This is a genomic window from Peribacillus kribbensis DSM 17871 (assembly GCF_000430765.1).
Taxonomy (GTDB): Bacteria; Bacillota; Bacilli; order Bacillales; family DSM-1321; genus Paraperibacillus; species Paraperibacillus kribbensis.
Genome location: NZ_KE387239.1, coordinates 389,113 through 404,927, shown reverse-complemented (window position 1 = coordinate 404,927; position 15,815 = coordinate 389,113). Strand labels below are relative to the sequence as shown.

17 protein-coding genes, 1 tRNA gene and 1 rRNA gene are annotated in these 15,815 nt (G+C 42.6%); 7 read left to right on the top strand and 12 right to left on the bottom strand.

Annotated features, from left to right (window positions below; translation table 11 throughout):
• Positions 1-198: ribosomal RNA gene (locus H539_RS0118115) — 16S ribosomal RNA — on the bottom strand; the annotation flags it as partial.
• A gap of 604 nt (positions 199-802) precedes the next feature.
• Positions 803-1,723, bottom strand: a complete 921-nt coding sequence (locus H539_RS0118105) for a DMT family transporter (RefSeq protein WP_026694677.1) — start codon at positions 1,721-1,723, stop codon at positions 803-805.
• 157 nt (positions 1,724-1,880) lie between these two features.
• Here H539_RS0118105 and H539_RS0118100 point away from each other — a divergent pair, with 157 nt between their 5' ends.
• Positions 1,881-2,579 carry an MgtC/SapB family protein gene (locus H539_RS0118100; protein WP_035323106.1) on the top strand — a complete coding sequence of 233 codons (699 nt, stop codon included), beginning with the start codon at positions 1,881-1,883 and terminating at the stop codon, positions 2,577-2,579.
• Between the two features lie 231 nt (positions 2,580-2,810).
• Here H539_RS0118100 and H539_RS0118095 read toward each other — a convergent pair whose 3' ends face one another.
• A complete protein-coding gene (locus tag H539_RS0118095) occupies positions 2,811-3,161 on the bottom strand; it encodes a hypothetical protein (RefSeq protein WP_026694675.1) in 351 nt (116 codons plus the stop codon).
• A gap of 240 nt (positions 3,162-3,401) precedes the next feature.
• Between H539_RS0118095 and H539_RS0118090 the strand changes: the two genes are divergently transcribed.
• Positions 3,402-3,474: transfer RNA gene (locus H539_RS0118090), tRNA-Ala, on the top strand.
• A gap of 248 nt (positions 3,475-3,722) precedes the next feature.
• Complete coding sequence (locus H539_RS29030; RefSeq protein ID WP_051348664.1) at positions 3,723-4,481, top strand: protein-glutamine gamma-glutamyltransferase; 759 nt, start codon at positions 3,723-3,725, stop codon at positions 4,479-4,481.
• A 65-nt stretch (positions 4,482-4,546) separates the two neighbouring features.
• Here H539_RS29030 and H539_RS0118080 read toward each other — a convergent pair whose 3' ends face one another.
• The 7 genes from H539_RS0118080 to H539_RS0118045 all read right to left on the bottom strand — a co-directional run bounded on the left by H539_RS0118080 (position 4,547) and on the right by H539_RS0118045 (position 9,322).
• On the bottom strand, positions 4,547-5,068 hold the full coding sequence (locus H539_RS0118080) for a DUF4362 domain-containing protein (protein ID WP_026694674.1): 522 nt from the start codon (positions 5,066-5,068) through the stop codon (positions 4,547-4,549).
• A 150-nt stretch (positions 5,069-5,218) separates the two neighbouring features.
• Positions 5,219-5,449, bottom strand: a complete 231-nt coding sequence (locus H539_RS0118075) for a hypothetical protein (RefSeq protein ID WP_026694673.1) — start codon at positions 5,447-5,449, stop codon at positions 5,219-5,221.
• 131 nt (positions 5,450-5,580) lie between these two features.
• A complete protein-coding gene (locus tag H539_RS0118070; RefSeq protein WP_026694672.1) occupies positions 5,581-6,264 on the bottom strand; it encodes an MBL fold metallo-hydrolase in 684 nt (227 codons plus the stop codon).
• A gap of 68 nt (positions 6,265-6,332) precedes the next feature.
• Positions 6,333-7,535: an MFS transporter gene (locus H539_RS0118065; RefSeq protein WP_026694671.1), complete on the bottom strand. Its 1,203-nt coding sequence runs from the start codon at positions 7,533-7,535 to the stop codon at positions 6,333-6,335.
• Entirely contained in the window at positions 7,536-7,973 is a 438-nt protein-coding gene (locus H539_RS0118060) for a MerR family transcriptional regulator (protein WP_026694670.1), read from the bottom strand.
• Between the two features lie 27 nt (positions 7,974-8,000).
• Positions 8,001-8,423 (bottom strand): universal stress protein, encoded by a 423-nt coding sequence (locus H539_RS30245; RefSeq protein ID WP_051348663.1) that lies wholly within the window; start codon positions 8,421-8,423, stop codon positions 8,001-8,003.
• Positions 8,424-8,671: 248 nt separating this feature from the next.
• Positions 8,672-9,322 carry a DUF6338 family protein gene (locus H539_RS0118045; RefSeq protein WP_026694669.1) on the bottom strand — a complete coding sequence of 217 codons (651 nt, stop codon included), beginning with the start codon at positions 9,320-9,322 and terminating at the stop codon, positions 8,672-8,674.
• A gap of 207 nt (positions 9,323-9,529) precedes the next feature.
• Here H539_RS0118045 and H539_RS0118040 point away from each other — a divergent pair, with 207 nt between their 5' ends.
• From H539_RS0118040 to H539_RS0118020, 4 genes are all read left to right on the top strand, one after another.
• Positions 9,530-10,477, top strand: a complete 948-nt coding sequence (locus H539_RS0118040; protein WP_026694668.1) for a caspase family protein — start codon at positions 9,530-9,532, stop codon at positions 10,475-10,477.
• 599 nt (positions 10,478-11,076) lie between these two features.
• Entirely contained in the window at positions 11,077-11,880 is an 804-nt protein-coding gene (locus H539_RS0118030; protein WP_026694667.1) for an amino acid ABC transporter substrate-binding protein, read from the top strand.
• 15 nt (positions 11,881-11,895) lie between these two features.
• Positions 11,896-12,576 carry an amino acid ABC transporter permease gene (locus H539_RS0118025; RefSeq protein ID WP_026694666.1) on the top strand — a complete coding sequence of 227 codons (681 nt, stop codon included), beginning with the start codon at positions 11,896-11,898 and terminating at the stop codon, positions 12,574-12,576.
• A gap of 13 nt (positions 12,577-12,589) precedes the next feature.
• Positions 12,590-13,336: an amino acid ABC transporter ATP-binding protein gene (locus H539_RS0118020; protein WP_026694665.1), complete on the top strand. Its 747-nt coding sequence runs from the start codon at positions 12,590-12,592 to the stop codon at positions 13,334-13,336.
• Between the two features lie 37 nt (positions 13,337-13,373).
• On the opposite strand, the gene H539_RS0118015 is transcribed toward H539_RS0118020, so the two are convergent.
• Together H539_RS0118015 and H539_RS29020 are read right to left on the bottom strand one after the other, a co-directional pair.
• Positions 13,374-13,640: an ATP-binding protein gene (locus tag H539_RS0118015; RefSeq protein WP_035323103.1), complete on the bottom strand. Its 267-nt coding sequence runs from the start codon at positions 13,638-13,640 to the stop codon at positions 13,374-13,376.
• A gap of 55 nt (positions 13,641-13,695) precedes the next feature.
• Positions 13,696-15,705: a bifunctional diguanylate cyclase/phosphodiesterase gene (locus H539_RS29020; RefSeq protein WP_081415940.1), complete on the bottom strand. Its 2,010-nt coding sequence runs from the start codon at positions 15,703-15,705 to the stop codon at positions 13,696-13,698.
• Between the last annotated feature and the right edge of the window lie 110 nt (positions 15,706-15,815).

Sequence of the window (15,815 nt, the reverse complement as noted above, 5' to 3'; positions counted from 1 at the left end):
CTTCATGTGAAGGAAAGTCATATCCGGTATTAGCTCCGGTTTCCCGAAGTTATCCCGATCTTAGGGGCAGGTTGCCCACGTGTTACTCACCCGTCCGCCGCTGATCTCAGGAAGCAAGCTTCCATCGATCCGCTCGACTTGCATGTATTAGGCACGCCGCCAGCGTTCGTCCTGAGCCAGGATCAAACTCTCCGAAGAATGTTTGATGTAGCTCATAAAAGTTTAAAACTTGTTTTTGTATTTTCTCGAAAGAAAATAACGTTGGCGTCTTGTTTCGTTCAGTTTTCAAAGAGCATTTTGTCTCATAAGCGACTTTATTATCTTATCATGCAGCCTGTTAACCTGTCAATAACTTTTCCGAAATAATTATTCGTTGTTATTTTAATATTTCATGTTTATTCGGCTGCTGTCTTAGCGACGAAATATAATATACCACGGTCGTATTTTTATTGCAATACCCTTTTCGGAAGTTTTTCTAGAAAAGTTTCTCTCTCCATTATTTTCTTGGAATAACAACCTGCTGAACTGAATAGTAGTAACTATACTTGCCATAGAGGGAGCAATAATATGGAGCTTAGACTGATTGGTTTTCTAATTGCCTTCACAATGTGCTTGCTGCTTATTTGCCTTGCCTATTCAGAAGCAATTAAAATAAGCAATTCAGAAGGAAGGGTTGAGGGGACAACACTTATTTTTGCAGTTCCTTCTGCATGTGTATTTACCATTTTCACGTTTATTTTAAGTTAAAACTTCAATTATAAAGCAGCAAAGCATGTCGCTTTACTGCTTTTATTAAACCATCTCAAAGTGTCTGAACAGCCTGTTCTTTTTTTAGTTTAGTCCGGATTCTTCCCTTACGGTCATCCCTGATAAATAACACGATACCTAAGAGAACAATCACCCCGCCTGCTGCCTGAGTCCAAAGAATTTTCTCGCCAATAAGATAGTACGCCAGTATAGAGGCGCCAATCGGCTCAAATAAAATCCCCATAGAGATTGTACTTGCGCTGAGCCATTTGATGGACCAATTGAAAAGTGTATGACCTAATATAGTAGGGACAACCGCCAAAAGGACAAAACAAATCCAATTTGTAGAACTGTATGGCCCAAGCTTCTGACCGGCAGCTGTAATATAAGCAAGTAAAACAAGCGAGCTGACTGAGTACACCAAGAAAGTATACGTTATTAATGATACTCTTTTCCGCACTGTCTGGCCAAACAGCATATATATTGTAACAAGAACACAGGCAATCAGCGCCAGAATATCTCCCCATAATGCTGCTCCACTGATCCTGAAATCACCCCAGCTGATCAGAACGCTGCCTCCAACAGAAATTAGGCCGCTAAGTATCGCTATTTTTGTATACCGTTCTTTAAAGAAAATAAAGGTACCGACAAAGGCAAACAAAGGCTGTAAAGTGACCAGTACGGTCGAACTTGCGACAGATGTGTAATTCAGGGATTCAAACCACAAAATAAAATGAAATGCGAGAAATGTTCCCGACAGCAATACAAACATCCAGTCCCGTTTTGTAATCTGCTGTATCTCACGACTATGCTTCATTAAGAATACGGGCAGGGTCAATAACGCGGAGAAGAACATTCTGTAAAATGCGATTACACCAGAAGGAGCACTAGAGAATTTAACAAAGATCGCTGATGCAGATACAGAGATCACTCCGATTGCCATTACAAAGTAGGGGTTGATTTTTGGCTCTTGCATGTATACCTCCCAATTAAAGTCCAGTTTTGCATTTCTTTCGTTTAATAAAAATAATGCGTGGTAAATAAAAAAACTGTACCATTTTTTCATTTGTGCTAAACAGAGCGAATATACCATCTTCCATTATAACACTTGAGGCGGCGGTGAATGATAAAATATGGAACTCCCCATTGACCATAATATATTTATAAAACTTGGCTTCGCAGCCATTCTGGGTTTAATCATCGGACTTGAGCGCGAAATAAAGAGAAAGCCTCTGGGATTAAAGACATGCCTGGTGATTTCCATTGTCAGCTGCCTGCTTACTGCCATATCGATTGAATCTGCCTATAAATTCCCCGGGGACGGGCAGGTAAATATTACGATGGATCCATTAAGGCTTGCCGCACAAATTGTTTCGGGTATTGGATTTTTAGGGGCAGGAGTTATCCTGCGCAGAGGGAATGATACCGTGACAGGCCTTACGACGGCTGCCATGATCTGGGGAGCTGCAGGAATCGGGATAGCAGTAGGGGCAGGCTATTATTGGGAATCCACCGCAGGGGTCATCATGATTATGATCAGCGTTGAATTCATCCCCTATCTGATGCACTTCATTGGCCCCAAACAGCTTAGAGAGAAAGAAATTCTTTTACGATTGACTGTGTCTGAACAAAAAAAGATTGAGTCAATTATAGAGAAGGTCAAGACCAAGGAAATTGAGATAAAAAATGTCCGAATTAAAGACTTGAGCAACCAAGAATTCCTGATACAATTAAAAATCACAGTCCACCAAAAGCGCTCCACCACAAATGTATATACCTCCATTACAGAAATTCCCGGTATAAAAGCTGTGGAGATTGAAAGTCTTGGTTGAGGGCTCAAGCCGATGGCTTCCCTCTCTCCTATCCGCTATATAAAGAATATTTTCGTGATATTGTCAGGAATCAAAAATGTTGTTAATCAGGAGGTCAAGTCATAAGTCAATCAGGTCATGGGAAGAAATACGCCCCATGTCCTGCCCGCCTTATGCTTGGTCTACACCGTGGAAAGCAAACCATCAGCCAGCTTTTTAAAATCAAAATGCATTGAAACAACATCATTCCATTTAGGTTGGATCTGCCTGAGCAAAGGAATAAGGCCGTACTTCTTCTTTTTCCTTTACCTTGTCAATTTTATCAACAAACATTTGAAATACTCTCTTCTTCTCTTCCAATTCTTTTATGTATTCTTTCAGCTCATTATATTTAGTCTCGAATGGTTCATGATAGAGTTCCCGAATCTTACGGTTAAGCTCTGCATTGGAGGTTGATTGAACAACCTGCTTAGTAATGCTGAATTTGTACATATACACCTGAAGTTCTTTTTTCACCTGGTCGTATTCATCATCAATTTCATTCAGGAGCACTCCTATCTCCTGCTTCCATTCTTCAAGTGAATTCTTGACGTGTAATTCCATAAGTAAGTATCCCCCTTTTATTATTGAATCAAGGCCAGGAGCCATTCCACTATCTTATCAGAGTCAGGTTACAAAGGGTTTTCTTCAATGTTACATACAATTACAGCAGTATAATAATCTGTTTACCAGCCACAGAAATTTTTTTATAGCTATAAAAAGAAAATAATTTTAAAAATATGGTTGTATTCTTATTTAATATCCTATATAATAAAAAATGTCTTAGGACATCATACTAATTTCGGGGGCTTAGCTCAGCTGGGAGAGCGTTTGGCTGGCAGCCAAAAGGTCAGCGGTTCGATCCCGCTAGTCTCCATACTCTCAAGAAACCTTGGCATTAGCCAAGGTTTTTTTCTATTTCCCTCCACAATAGGATTTATTCCGAGACATTAAATTTCCCGCCTCCTAATAGACCACTTCTTTTAAAGGATTAGTCACTTCTCTTTAGAAATGGAATCCCTTCCTGAATGAACCTTCGTAAAAACATTTTTTATGCTTATCAGTCACTTCCCCTTCCTCATACATATAATTTGGTAGACGCTTTAATCAGGAAGGGTGGAGTAAATGATCTTTATCAATGATAAAGCATGGAGTATCACCGTTGATGCAGCTTTATCTCCCGAACAGTCCAGGATCGCGGACCTTATGGAGAAATATAACAAGAAGTACCATTATGATAGTGTGAAGGAATTTCAATTCGATCTTGAAGTTAAAACTCACATTACCAAGGCTGCCAGACTGCTTGCTAAAAGCGGAGCTGACTTTGAACCGTTTAAAAAATCACGCTGCAATCCTGATTTTTGGGCTCGGTTAGAAAATGGGGCCTTCCTCCTTAAATCAAAGGTTTCCCCTCATGAAGCCCTTTTAGATATTTTTACGAACGGCTCTTTGTATGCCTTTGAATGTGCCACAGCTATGGTAATTGTATATTACAGGGCCGTGCTCGAAATAACTTCTCCCCTCATTTTCGACAAGCTTTTCTCGGATTTATTTTTATTCGATTGGGAATATGATAAAAACTTGGATTTACACACTGCCTTACGTACCGATTTTTTACCTGGAGACTGTGTGTATTTCAGCAACCCTGATTTTGATCCTGAGACGCCTGAATGGCGCGGAGAAAATTGTATAGTATTGGAAGAAGATTTATATTTTGCTCATGGAATGGGTATAAAAACGGGGGAGGAAATCATGGATATCCTAAATGAGCTAAGAAGGAGTAATCCTGATGAACCCGCCTACCTGGAGCCGCAATTAACCAGACTCCAGTCATTGCGTTATTACAAACTGAGAGGAGATTTATCAGCCTTTCATTCTGCCTGACCTTTTTAACAAAGGAGGCTGCCTCAGCTAAAAATTGAGACAGCCCTTAACGTTAAATTCCCATTTTAAAATTCGATTACACCTTTGCTCTTATAGCATTGTGTCAGGAACTTCCCTTTCCATGGTTTCGTTTTCTCCTCTAAATTTCTGCAATAATCCTCTGTAACCTCATGTTTGCCGGTTTTCAATCTTTGATCCTGAAAATAATAAATCAAATCTCCATTATATTGGTATTCCGTAATAATAAAAGCCTTATCCAAGTGAGTGAATTGAGCAAAACGGAGGAAATCCGGTTTCCCTTTTTTTACATTTTCCAAAAACGTATTAATTCTTTCCCTTTGCTCCTTTGTGATTTTGGAAGGTGTGATATCACCATTTTCCAGGGACTCTGCTCTTGTATAAGGAGTTGGTGCCTGATTCGTCTCTTTTTTCCCAAATTCTTTAATTCTTACTTCCATGGAAGGTTTTGAATCTGCAGAAGCCTGTTTGGTTTCACCTAACATAGATAAGAGACTGCCGCCCTGGCTGAAAAAGAGAACTGCAATAAGGAGAAAGCCGCCAATAATGTACAGGTGTTTAGTTTTCATTCACTATATACCTCACTCTTGTATTTTTTATTCTATGAGTTAGACGCGGCAGACCGGGGAAAGGTTCCCTGTCCCAGGAAATACTCTCCTTTATATGCAAAAAGGCCCGTTCAATAGAACGGACCTTAGGGAATGCATACATCAAATAATTTATACAAAAGCCATCATAATAAATAAAAAGGCTGATAACCCCAGATAGCTCAGGCCGGAATACTCGATAGAGCTGCTTTCCAAGTGGGAATGGACGACTGAACTTCCAAGAAGCATATCCAGTCCGACAATAGCTACGATAACCGGAATAGCAAAGTACGATTTCCTTCTAATGAGCATAATAGCCCCGCCAATTCCAATAATATAAAGCAGCCCAATAAGATATACCATACTTTCCCCTCCTGTTGTTTTTTAGCTAAGTAATAGTGACTCATCATAAAATAAAATCATGTAAATTATTTATATTCCATTTTCCCTTGATCGATAACGGCTAAACAGAAAATGGGATAACCCTCTATTCTCTATTTGCTGCTCAGGCTTGCAAGCCCATCAAGCTGTTCCTTTACATTCTCCTCACAAAGGCCGCCATGGTAACTGATCACTTTCTCAATATCATATTCCTTGAATTTCGCAAGTGATTTCAAGGCCGTTTCCTTATCAGGTGTTACTCTTTCAACAGGCCCCTTCATTATTCCATTTTCACTTACAGAAGCATCACCCATCACCAGGATCTTGCTCTTCTTTAAATAAAGGCTTATGTGTCCAGGAGTATGCCCCGGGGTAAAAATGACCTCAATTCCGCCAAAATAAGGGAGTACCTCTTTGTCCTCCAGCGTATCGGTTATTTTTGCTTTAGGAGAATTATTAATGATATCCTCCATTTCTTTTCTGACCTTAAGCAATGGGATATCTCCTTCAATATAAGGTTTATCCAGTTCATGGGCATAAACCTTTATATCCGAAAACTGGGATACAACCTCATAAAGACTGCCGATATGGTCAAAATCCTGATGTGTGAGGATAACGGCTTTCAGATGGTCAAAAGGAACTCCAGCCTCTTCCATGGCCTCTTTTATATCATCCAGCTGCCCAGGCATTCCTGTATCAATTAAAATGGCAGATGTTTCATCCCATATCAAGGTTGGATGGATAACCATTCCCTGCATCTTAAGCTCAAGCATCGAAACTCCTTCCGAAACGAACATACCCTCACTCCTCCTGTGCGACTTTTTCGCACTCATAAAGATTTCTCTGTTCCACCCCGAATTTCCTTCTAATGGGCGGAACTAACATTTTTTAAATAATTTTTGGCTGTAGAAGCGACGATGATCCCGAGGATTACTGCTCCTGCACCAAAGAAGAACGGTACGTGCGGATTATACCATTCTGCCAGCTTACCAGCCAGAAATGGTGCTGCTGCACCTCCAATGAAACGGACAAAACTGTAGGCTGCTGATGCGATGGATCGCTCTGCAGGAGATACCTCCATAACAGCGGTTGTGATCAGTGTATTATTGGTTCCAAGGAACGCACCTGCTGCAATGGTTGCAATAATGACGGTTACCAGGGAATTCGTCCACGTACCCATGACTGCCAGATCAACTGCAAATAGCAGCAGCGCAATGATCATGGATACTAATGTACCAAATCGTTTTTGAAGCTTAGGAGCCACATAAACGGAAGTAAACGCGAGCATCAGCCCCCAGCCGAAGAATACAAAACCAAGTCCATGCTCATCAAGGTTCATCACAAAAGGGGTATACGCCATAAGAGTAAAAAATCCAAAGTTATAAAGGAAAGCTGTTACAGCAAGTGCAAACAGGCCTCTATGGCTTAATGCCCTGAAGGGATCCATGATGGAGCTGCGTTTTGCAGGTTTCGGGATTTCCGGCAAAATAAAAATAATGGCTACAAGAGCGATGGCCATTAAAACAGCAACCCCAAAGAATGGGCCTCTCCAAGAAATGGATCCAAGTTCTCCGCCAAGTAATGGGCCAACGGAAATACCAAGACCAAGCGCCGCCTCGTAAAGGATTATGGCTTTTGCTGTTCCTCCGGTAGAAACTCCCACTATGACAGCAAGAGCCGTTGCGATAAAGAGGGCATTACCAAGTCCCCATCCGCCCCGGAATCCGACAAGCTGGTTAATTCCATTTGAAAATCCGCCAAGCGCTGCGAAAAAAATGATAAAAATAAGGCCCAGCAGAAGTGTTTTCTTTTGGCCGATCCTGGAAGAAACTACTCCTGTAATCAGCATAGCCAGCCCTGTAATTAAATTATAACTGGAAAATAGCAGGGAAACCTGGCTCGGAGTTGCATGAAGGTTGGCGGCGATGGCAGGAAGAATCGGATCCACCAGGCCAAGCCCCATAAAAGAGATTACACAGGCAAAAGCCACTGCCCAAACCGCGATGGGCTGTTTCGCTTTCGGCTTGTTAACGTCCATCTGTTTATAATCTTTTTGTTGTGCTTGCATTTACTCACCTTTATTCTCGTTAATCTGGCGAACCTTATTCAAGGCGCGCTCTTTCAAATCTTTTAATTCCATTTGAACACGTTCAAACTTGATCAATTTCTCTTCCAGCAGTGCAAGCTGTTCATCTACAACCACTACAAGCTGCTCCAGGCTATCCTTCTGCTCCTGCATGCCCTTGGCGCTTCGGTAGCTGCTTTTTGTATTTTCAAGGGAATCACTGATCTGGATGAACCGTTGCAGCTCCTGGAGGGAAAACCCCAATACTTCCTTGGCTGTAATCATTCTTTTTAAGTATTCCGCGTCCTCTGTGGTATAGAGCCTAGTACCTCCCTCTGTCCGGTTGGGAGGAGGTAGAATTCCGATTTCTTCATAGTACCGGATGGTTCTTTTAGTCAAGCCGGTCATTGTTGCGATTTCGTCAATTTTTAAGTAACCCATTTAGCCCTCCTGTTCTTTAGGAAGTTATTATTTTGCGATGATTACAGGACACTCTGCCTGCTGGATGATCTTATGGCTGACACTTCCTAATACGGCCTCTGAGATCACACCTAGCCCCCGGCTACCCACTACAATGTAATCATGAATCTTTGCTTCAGTAAGTATCATTTCTGCAGGGTCGCCAGAGACGGCTTTGACATGGCAGTCTGCCCCTTTAGAATTCAGGTGATTCCTGGCATCAGACAAAACCTGGCTGCCTTCCTTGTCAAGAGCAGTCTCTACATCCACCTCTGTAAATCCTGCGGGATCCACAAAAGGAATGCTCCTGTTTACATACAAAACAGTGAGCTCAGGGGTGTGTTCAAATTCCTCTATAAAGGAGATCACTGTATCAAGGACTTTTGCTGTCTGGCTTCCGCCATCAATCGCTGCCAATACTTTTTTACTCATCCAACCCCTCCTCCCTAAGAAGTTAACGTAAACGTCAACTTTAACAATTTCCATTTTACTCCTGCTGACATTTAACGTCAACGTTAAGTTTTTATCATATCTAAGTTAAGTACCCTAAATAGACTTAAGGAGAAGGCCGAGTATTTGACCCCTCTTCCCTTCTGGTTTGTCCATCAGCAGGGGGCGGTGCAGGCGGTCTCGGTGTTTTGGGCGGCAGGTTAATCCCCCCTTTTTTTATCTTAGCCTGCTTAGGCTGGCCCTTCGCCATAATATTCACCCCCGCTTTGAAATTCAATCTGAAGCTGTGTATGATCCCTTGTCGTATATAAACCCGGGACATCATATAATTTCTTTCCGCTCTTATTTTCATAAACAATGACGTCTCGAAGATACAGCTCGTTTTCCTGGTAACTGTCTGAGTAAAAGGCTACCCACCCTTGATACATCCGGTCTTGTTCATAATCGCGTATAACTACCCACGGTGTTCCCTCCATATTGAATAATTCAGACCATACATCCTGTTCATGGAACTGTTTAGAAATCCAAAGGCGCCTGGCAATCCGCTGCATCCATTTATACCGATAAGCATATGACCAGAGAATGGCGAGACATAGTGCAACAACACTGCCCAGCACAATATCTCTGATTGCGATAGGAGCGGCTGAATCGAATAAATAGGTAAGGAACGTGATCTGGGCAAGAGGAAGATTGACCATGCGGAGAAGCTCTATCAGAATATATAAGGTAAAATAACAGAGGAATCCCATGACAAACGAATAGGTGATAAATACATTGTAATCCTGCTTTTTACGCTGTGTAAATATATTGAACACAAGCGTCGCCAGCATGCCGGGGAAAAATATGATTAATACCCTTACAGCGAATTCAGTAAATTCCAATGCAGACAGCTCCCTTTGCTATTTCAATTTCAACGCAGACCTACTTGCATATATAGTTAGATAATGATTCGGAAACTACCTTCCTACTTTCGCCTCATTTTTGACAGTTTGAAAATAGGCCAAAGGAAACTTTAATTTCTAAAAGCATCACCTACAATGAAATTGAATCAGGTACTCCACTCCGATATAAGAAAGCGGGGAGAATGAATGAGAAAAGCACTGCTTGTGGGAATCAACGATTATCCAGACTCACCTCTTTCAGGCTGTATAAATGATGCCAGAAAAATGGCTGATATCCTTAAAAGGAATGAAGACGGTTCGCCGAACGTTCACTGCCGGCTTTTATTATCAGATAAAGAGCCGGTAACCAGGACAAGGCTGAAATCTGAGATCCAGGAGCTGTTTATGCATGATGCGGATTTGGCTTTACTCTATTTCTCCGGTCATGGAACCGTTAATAATCTGGGGGGATATCTTGTTACCCAGGATGCAGAAGCCTATGATGAAGGAATCTCCATGGATTCGATCCTGAAGATGATCAACACCTCACCCGCCAGAGAAATCGTCGTGCTATTAGACTGCTGCTATAGCGGGGCTTTCGGGCAGGCACCTCCAGTCCATAATGACAAAGCGGTGATTAAAGAAGGGGTGTCTATCCTAACTTCAAGCCGTTCCACACAGGCTTCGTATGAAGAAGATGAAGGAGGAATTTTTACTTCATTAATTTATCATGCACTTGAAGGCGGTGCAGCCGACGTTTTAGGCAATATTACTGCAGCCAGCATGTTTGCTTATATAGACCAGGCACTCGGCCCCTGGGATCAGAGACCTTTATTTAAATCACATGTTTCAAAGCTCACTCCTATAAGAAAGTCAGCACCGGACATACCGGCTGAATACCTCAGAATGCTTCCGCAATTTTTCAACAGTCCTAATGAAGAATACCAATTAGATCCCTCCTATGAAAAGTATTTCGGAATGAACAACAAGGAAAACGAAAAGATCTTCAGTATATTTCAAAGCTATAGAAATGCCAGGCTATTAAAGACTCTTGGAGCCAGCCATCTATTTTCAGCAGCCCGGGACGGAAAATCCTGCTGTCTCACCGCACTTGGCCGATATTACTGGAAGCTTGCTTCCGAGGGGCTGATCTAAACCTGTCCGAAGCGAGTCTATCTTCGGACAGGTTTAGATCAGCTGATGATGGAAGTTGTCCGAAGGCTTACCGCCCGCCCAGCGGAAAGCGAAGTGCATGGAACGGAAATTAACGGCCTCTATTCGGACTTATTATCATTGATTTAATTAGATAGGATAGGCTGAAATCCTATAATTGTTGTTTTTCGTATACGACCGAATTAATTAAACTGACTATGTTTATAAGTCTTAGTTGATCTACGTTTCAGGCACGAAAACCCCTGCGGGAGCAGTGGGACAGGCGAGACCCCACATGCGCAGCCGAGGAGGCTCACTGCCCGCCCCGCGGAAAGCGAACCTGCCTGGAATGGAAATCAAGGCCCCTTTAAGACTCAACATTCATTTAGGTTGAGAATTTATCATTAGAAACAGGAATTTTCAAGGAATTCCTGTATTTTTTTATTGCCCAAGAAATTTCCCTTCCCATCTTTTTTGAGATCCATGGAATATCACTTATTTAATAGGGAATATTACAATTAGTTTTCGTTGACTTTTACCTCGTGCTGAATTAACCTATTAACATTGTTTAGAAATCCTATAAAATTAGTGGGGGTTACATCATGAAGAAATTTTTAGGCACATTATTTGCCCTTATGCTCGTATTGGCTCTTGCCGCTTGCGGAACCAATGACAAGAGCAAAGACAAAGATAACGGGGGCAAAAGCTCCTATGATGCCATTAAAAATAAAGGCGTAGTTACGATTGGAACAGAAGGTACATACGCACCTTTTACATTCCATGACAAATCCGGAAAGTTAACCGGCTTTGACGTTGAAGTTGCCCAGGAGGTTTTCAAGCGTTTAGGTATTAAGCCTAAATTCGTTGAAACGAAATGGGATGGTATGATTGCCGGCCTTGATGCCAAGCGTTATGACATGATAGCAAATGAAGTAGCAGTACGTAAGGACCGCCTGCAGAAATATGATATGTCTGATCCGTACATTGTTTCAAAAGCAATTCTTATCGTGCGTAAAGATAATAAAGATATCAAATCGCTTAACGATCTGAAAGGCAAAAAAGTTGCACAGTCCCTTGACAGCAATTACCGAAAGATTGCTGAGGCTCACGGCGCGACAAATACAGTGGTGGATGGCTTCAACCAGTCTATCGATTTAATTACTTCCGGCCGCGTTGACGCAACTATCAATGACAGCCTTTCTTATTTAGATCTTAAGAAGCAGCGCCCTGAACTGCCGATTAAATCAGTATACGAAGAAAAGGAAGCTACCTCAAACGCATTCATGTTCCGCAAGGATAATAAAGAGCTTGTGGATGCTGTAAACGGCGCACTGGCTGATATGAAAAAAGACGGTACGTATTTAAAGATATCTAAAAAATGGTTCGGAACAGACGTATCAAAGTAAAGGAAGAGAACGAATATGTTTGGAGAACGTACAGATCGAATTATAGGAATCCTTAGTGATTCCTTTTTTCCTATTTTAAAAGCAGGATTGCAATTTACCATCCCTTTAACACTGATTACCTTTGCGCTCGGACTTATCCTGGCATTTTTTACAGCTGTAGCCCGTCTTTCGGCCTTTAAGCCCCTTGTTCTTCTGACAAGATTTTATGTGTGGATTTTCAGGGGTACTCCCCTTCTTGTGCAGCTGTTCATTATTTTCTACGGTCTGCCGAGTGTTGGCATTACCCTGAATCCATTTCCGGCAGCCGTCATTGTATTTACCTTAAATAAAGGGGCATACAGCTCTGAGATCATCCGGGCAGCTATCCTCTCCATTCCTAAGGGACAGTGGGAAGCCGCCTATTCCATAGGAATGACTAAGGCTCAGGCTCTGAGGCGGGTTATCCTTCCTCAGGCAATCCGTGTATCTCTGCCTCCCCTCGGGAATTCATTTATCTCCCTGGTTAAGGATACATCGCTGGCTGCCACCATCACAGTGACCGAGCTGTTTCAAAAAGGGCAGCAGATTGCAGCAGTCACTTATGAACCGCTCTGGCTGTATATAGAAGTAGCCTTTATTTATTTGATATTCAGTACAATTCTGTCCTATCTGCAGGATAAGCTGGAGATACGCTATGGACGCGGGATTGCTAAATAAGCGGGGGTCTTCCATGATTAACATACAAAATCTATATAAACGTTTTGATAAACTTGAAGTCTTAAAAGGAATAGACCTATCGATTGAAAAGGGAAAAACAGCCGTCATCATTGGGCCTTCAGGTTCAGGGAAAACCACTCTTCTCCGCTGTTTAAATCTATTGGAGATTCCCGATCAGGGAACGATCGCGCTGGGGAAACAAACCCTTAAGATCACAGAATCAACCAAACTTAAACAAGCAGAAATAGTGGCATTTAGAAAACAGACCGGAATGGTATTTCAAGGCTACAATCTGTTCCCTCATCTGACTGCATTGGAAAATGTCATGGAGGGTCAAATTACGGTTCTCAGACGGTCCAAAGAGGCTGCCAGAGAGAAGGCTATGAGTCTTTTGGAAAAGGTCGGCTTAAAGGACCGGGCTGAAATGTATCCATTCCAGCTTTCCGGCGGGCAGCAGCAGCGTGTTGGAATTGCCAGGGCGATGGCTATGGATCCTGAAGTGCTTTTATTCGATGAACCTACTTCCGCCCTTGATCCTGAACTTGTTGGAGAAGTGCTGAAGGTCATGAAGGATTTATCCAGGGAAGGCATGACCATGGTAGTCGTCACTCATGAAATGAAATTCGCCAGCGAAGCGGCGGATCAGGTGATTTTTATGGATGGCGGTGTTGTGGTTGAAAAAGGAACGCCAAATGAAGTTATTAATGAAACCAAAAACCCAAGAACCCTTCAGTTCCTTAACAAGGTAGCGGAAAGATAAAAATGAAAAAGCGCTCATTCTTGAGCGCTTTTTTCATTCAGCTGTATACCACCATCATGCCTAGACCTGTCCCATTCCCCCCCTTTGTCGAATAATATGGTTCACCCAGTCTTTTCAGCTGCTCAGGCGACATGCCGATTCCTGTATCCATGATTTTAATTTGGACATATCCTGATTTGCAGAATGAAGTAACCCTCAGTTTCCCTCCTGAAGCCGTCGCCTCCAGGGAATTTTTTATCATATTCAACATGCACTGCTTAAATTTGCTTTTGCTGAAAGCAAAAAAGACTGTAAACAAACTCATTTCTTAGTTTGCTTACAGTCTAAGCGGTACACGAATTGTATGTTGGACAACTGAGTTAAAGCACTTCAGCAGGAACGGCCCCACCCACGAATGATTCAGTCCAGCTCTCAAAAGCGCCGGCAGTTTGGGGAGCCGAATAGAAATATCCCTGAATAATGGCTGCATCTGACATCTTCATTAAAAACTCCACCTGCTCCCTGGTTTCTACCCCTTCTACTACCACATGTAAATCGAGGGACCTGCATAAAGCTGTTATTGCCTCTAAAATGGAAGCGTCTTTCGCAGAATGCGGCACATCATCCACAAAGGACTTATCAATCTTTAACGTAGTGATAGGCAGAAGCTTTAAGTAAGAGAGGGAAGACACTCCGGTCCCAAAATCATCAAGCGCCACAGAAAAACCATGACTCCGTATCTCACCGATGGACCGGGCAGCTTGCTCAATATGATTCACCACGCTGGTTTCGGTGATCTCTAATTCTATATTCTCCGCCTCAATGCCATTTTTATTGATTCCCTCCAATAAAACCTTCACTAACCTTGGCGAAGTGATGTAGGGACCCGGAATATTGACGGCAATGGCTGAAGGACGGTTTTGTTTTTTCCACACTGCTGCCTGTATACAGACCTTCTCTATAATCCAGTCCGTTACATCAAACATTTTCTTTCCCTTTTCCAATGCAGGTATAAACAGAGCTGGAGACAGCATTCCATAGATGGGATGGTTCCACCTTAACAGTGCCTCCACTCCATGCACCTCTCCTGTCCCCGGCATCACCTTCGGCTGATAGACCAGATAAAGCTGTCCATTATGCATAGCCTCATCAATCTCCATCACAAGCTTTTGTTCGAGGTTATACGTATGGATGGAGGGATCATACACGATGATCTGATTCATATAAGTAATGGATGGATGATGCAGGACTGCAATGGCATTTGTGTATAGGTGAGCTGCCGTTTCGCCTGGCTGTTTTTCAGCCAGAACTGAGATAATTTCCAGTACAGCCCGCTGCTCCTGGATAATGATGTCTTCCTTTGCGGCTTTCCCTGCCCGCTCCATAATAGTCTTCAGGTCCCCCGGCCTGCCCAGCATGGCAAATCTGTTGCCTTCTATGCGGTAAAGCTCGGCCCTGGATGCTGCCGAATTTTTCAGTATCCCGGCCAGCATGGAAATCAATTCATCCCCGAAATTATAGCCGTAGCCTGTATTCCATTTTTCAAGGCCATGAAGATGGATGATAGACAAGGCCTGATGGGAATCGGCCTTAAGACTTTGTTCAAAAAGCCTTCGGTTGGGAAGTCTCGTCAGAGGATCGATATAGTTAAACCGATAATTCACATATTTATCAAAAACACCTGAAAGCCCGGACAAACCAAGGAAAATGGCTACTACAATTCCAATTCCTATACCAAGCATCATTACATTCATATGTGGAGAATGATGCACATGTACGCTGTCCTCCAGCTGGTAAAACACAATGGCTTTCATACCTGTATAATGCATGCTCGCGATAGCCAGGCCCATGATGATGGATGTGGCCGTTTTGACCAGGCGATTCGACATATATTTCTGCAGCGTGGAGAAAATATAAAGTGCAATGATTGAAACAATGACGGCAATCAAAACAGAGGCCGTAAATAAAAGCGGTCTATAGGTGTACCTCGCCTCCATTTCCATTGCAGCCATTCCCATATAATGCATGGCTGCAATCCCCAGCCCCATAATGCTCCCAGCAAGGATAAAAGTAAGAACGGACCTTCTGACCAGGTTTGCTATGTAGAAAGCTAAAAAAGAAGCGCACAATGCAGGGAGGACTGACAAAATGGTCAGCGGAATATTAAAGCCCATCCTTACCGGAAGCATAAAAGCGCTCATTCCGATAAAGTGCATCGACCAAATGCCCGTCCCCATTGCGATAGAAGCAAGGGAGAGCCAAAAGTTTTTTGAAAAGAAGCTATGATACTGAAGTCTCTCATTCATAGAAAGAGCGTTATAGGAAGATCCGCAGGCTATCAGAATAGAAAGCAGGACGATCCATGGCGAATAGCTCCCCTCCAGAACCACAATGGAACGGTCATGATAATTAAAAATGGAATTGGCCTCCCTAAAAGAAATTAAAAGACAAGGCGAGAAAAAGCCCCAGACCTTTTATATCGGAACAAACTGGGCATTCT

Excerpts from the sequence above, each read along its gene's own strand:
- H539_RS0118015 (WP_035323103.1), bottom strand. The coding sequence starts at position 13,640 with ATGAGTTTGTTTACAGTCTTTTTTGCTTTCAGCAAAAGCAAATTTAAG.
- H539_RS0118075 (WP_026694673.1), bottom strand. The coding sequence starts at position 5,449 with ATGGTATATCTTATTGGGCTGCTTTATATTATTGGAATTGGCGGGGCT.
- H539_RS0118080 (WP_026694674.1), bottom strand. The coding sequence starts at position 5,068 with ATGAAAACTAAACACCTGTACATTATTGGCGGCTTTCTCCTTATTGCA.
- H539_RS29030 (WP_051348664.1), top strand. The coding sequence starts at position 3,723 with ATGATCTTTATCAATGATAAAGCATGGAGTATCACCGTTGATGCAGCT.
- H539_RS0118030 (WP_026694667.1), top strand. The coding sequence starts at position 11,077 with ATGAAGAAATTTTTAGGCACATTATTTGCCCTTATGCTCGTATTGGCT.
- H539_RS0118100 (WP_035323106.1), top strand. The coding sequence starts at position 1,881 with ATGGAACTCCCCATTGACCATAATATATTTATAAAACTTGGCTTCGCA.
- H539_RS30245 (WP_051348663.1), bottom strand. The coding sequence starts at position 8,423 with ATGAGTAAAAAAGTATTGGCAGCGATTGATGGCGGAAGCCAGACAGCA.
- H539_RS0118040 (WP_026694668.1), top strand. The coding sequence starts at position 9,530 with ATGAGAAAAGCACTGCTTGTGGGAATCAACGATTATCCAGACTCACCT.
- H539_RS0118060 (WP_026694670.1), bottom strand. The coding sequence starts at position 7,973 with ATGGGTTACTTAAAAATTGACGAAATCGCAACAATGACCGGCTTGACT.
- H539_RS0118065 (WP_026694671.1), bottom strand. The coding sequence starts at position 7,535 with ATGCAAGCACAACAAAAAGATTATAAACAGATGGACGTTAACAAGCCG.
- H539_RS0118025 (WP_026694666.1), top strand. The coding sequence starts at position 11,896 with ATGTTTGGAGAACGTACAGATCGAATTATAGGAATCCTTAGTGATTCC.
- H539_RS0118095 (WP_026694675.1), bottom strand. The coding sequence starts at position 3,161 with ATGGAATTACACGTCAAGAATTCACTTGAAGAATGGAAGCAGGAGATA.
- H539_RS0118105 (WP_026694677.1), bottom strand. The coding sequence starts at position 1,723 with ATGCAAGAGCCAAAAATCAACCCCTACTTTGTAATGGCAATCGGAGTG.
- H539_RS0118020 (WP_026694665.1), top strand. The coding sequence starts at position 12,590 with ATGATTAACATACAAAATCTATATAAACGTTTTGATAAACTTGAAGTC.
- H539_RS0118070 (WP_026694672.1), bottom strand. The coding sequence starts at position 6,264 with ATGTTCGTTTCGGAAGGAGTTTCGATGCTTGAGCTTAAGATGCAGGGA.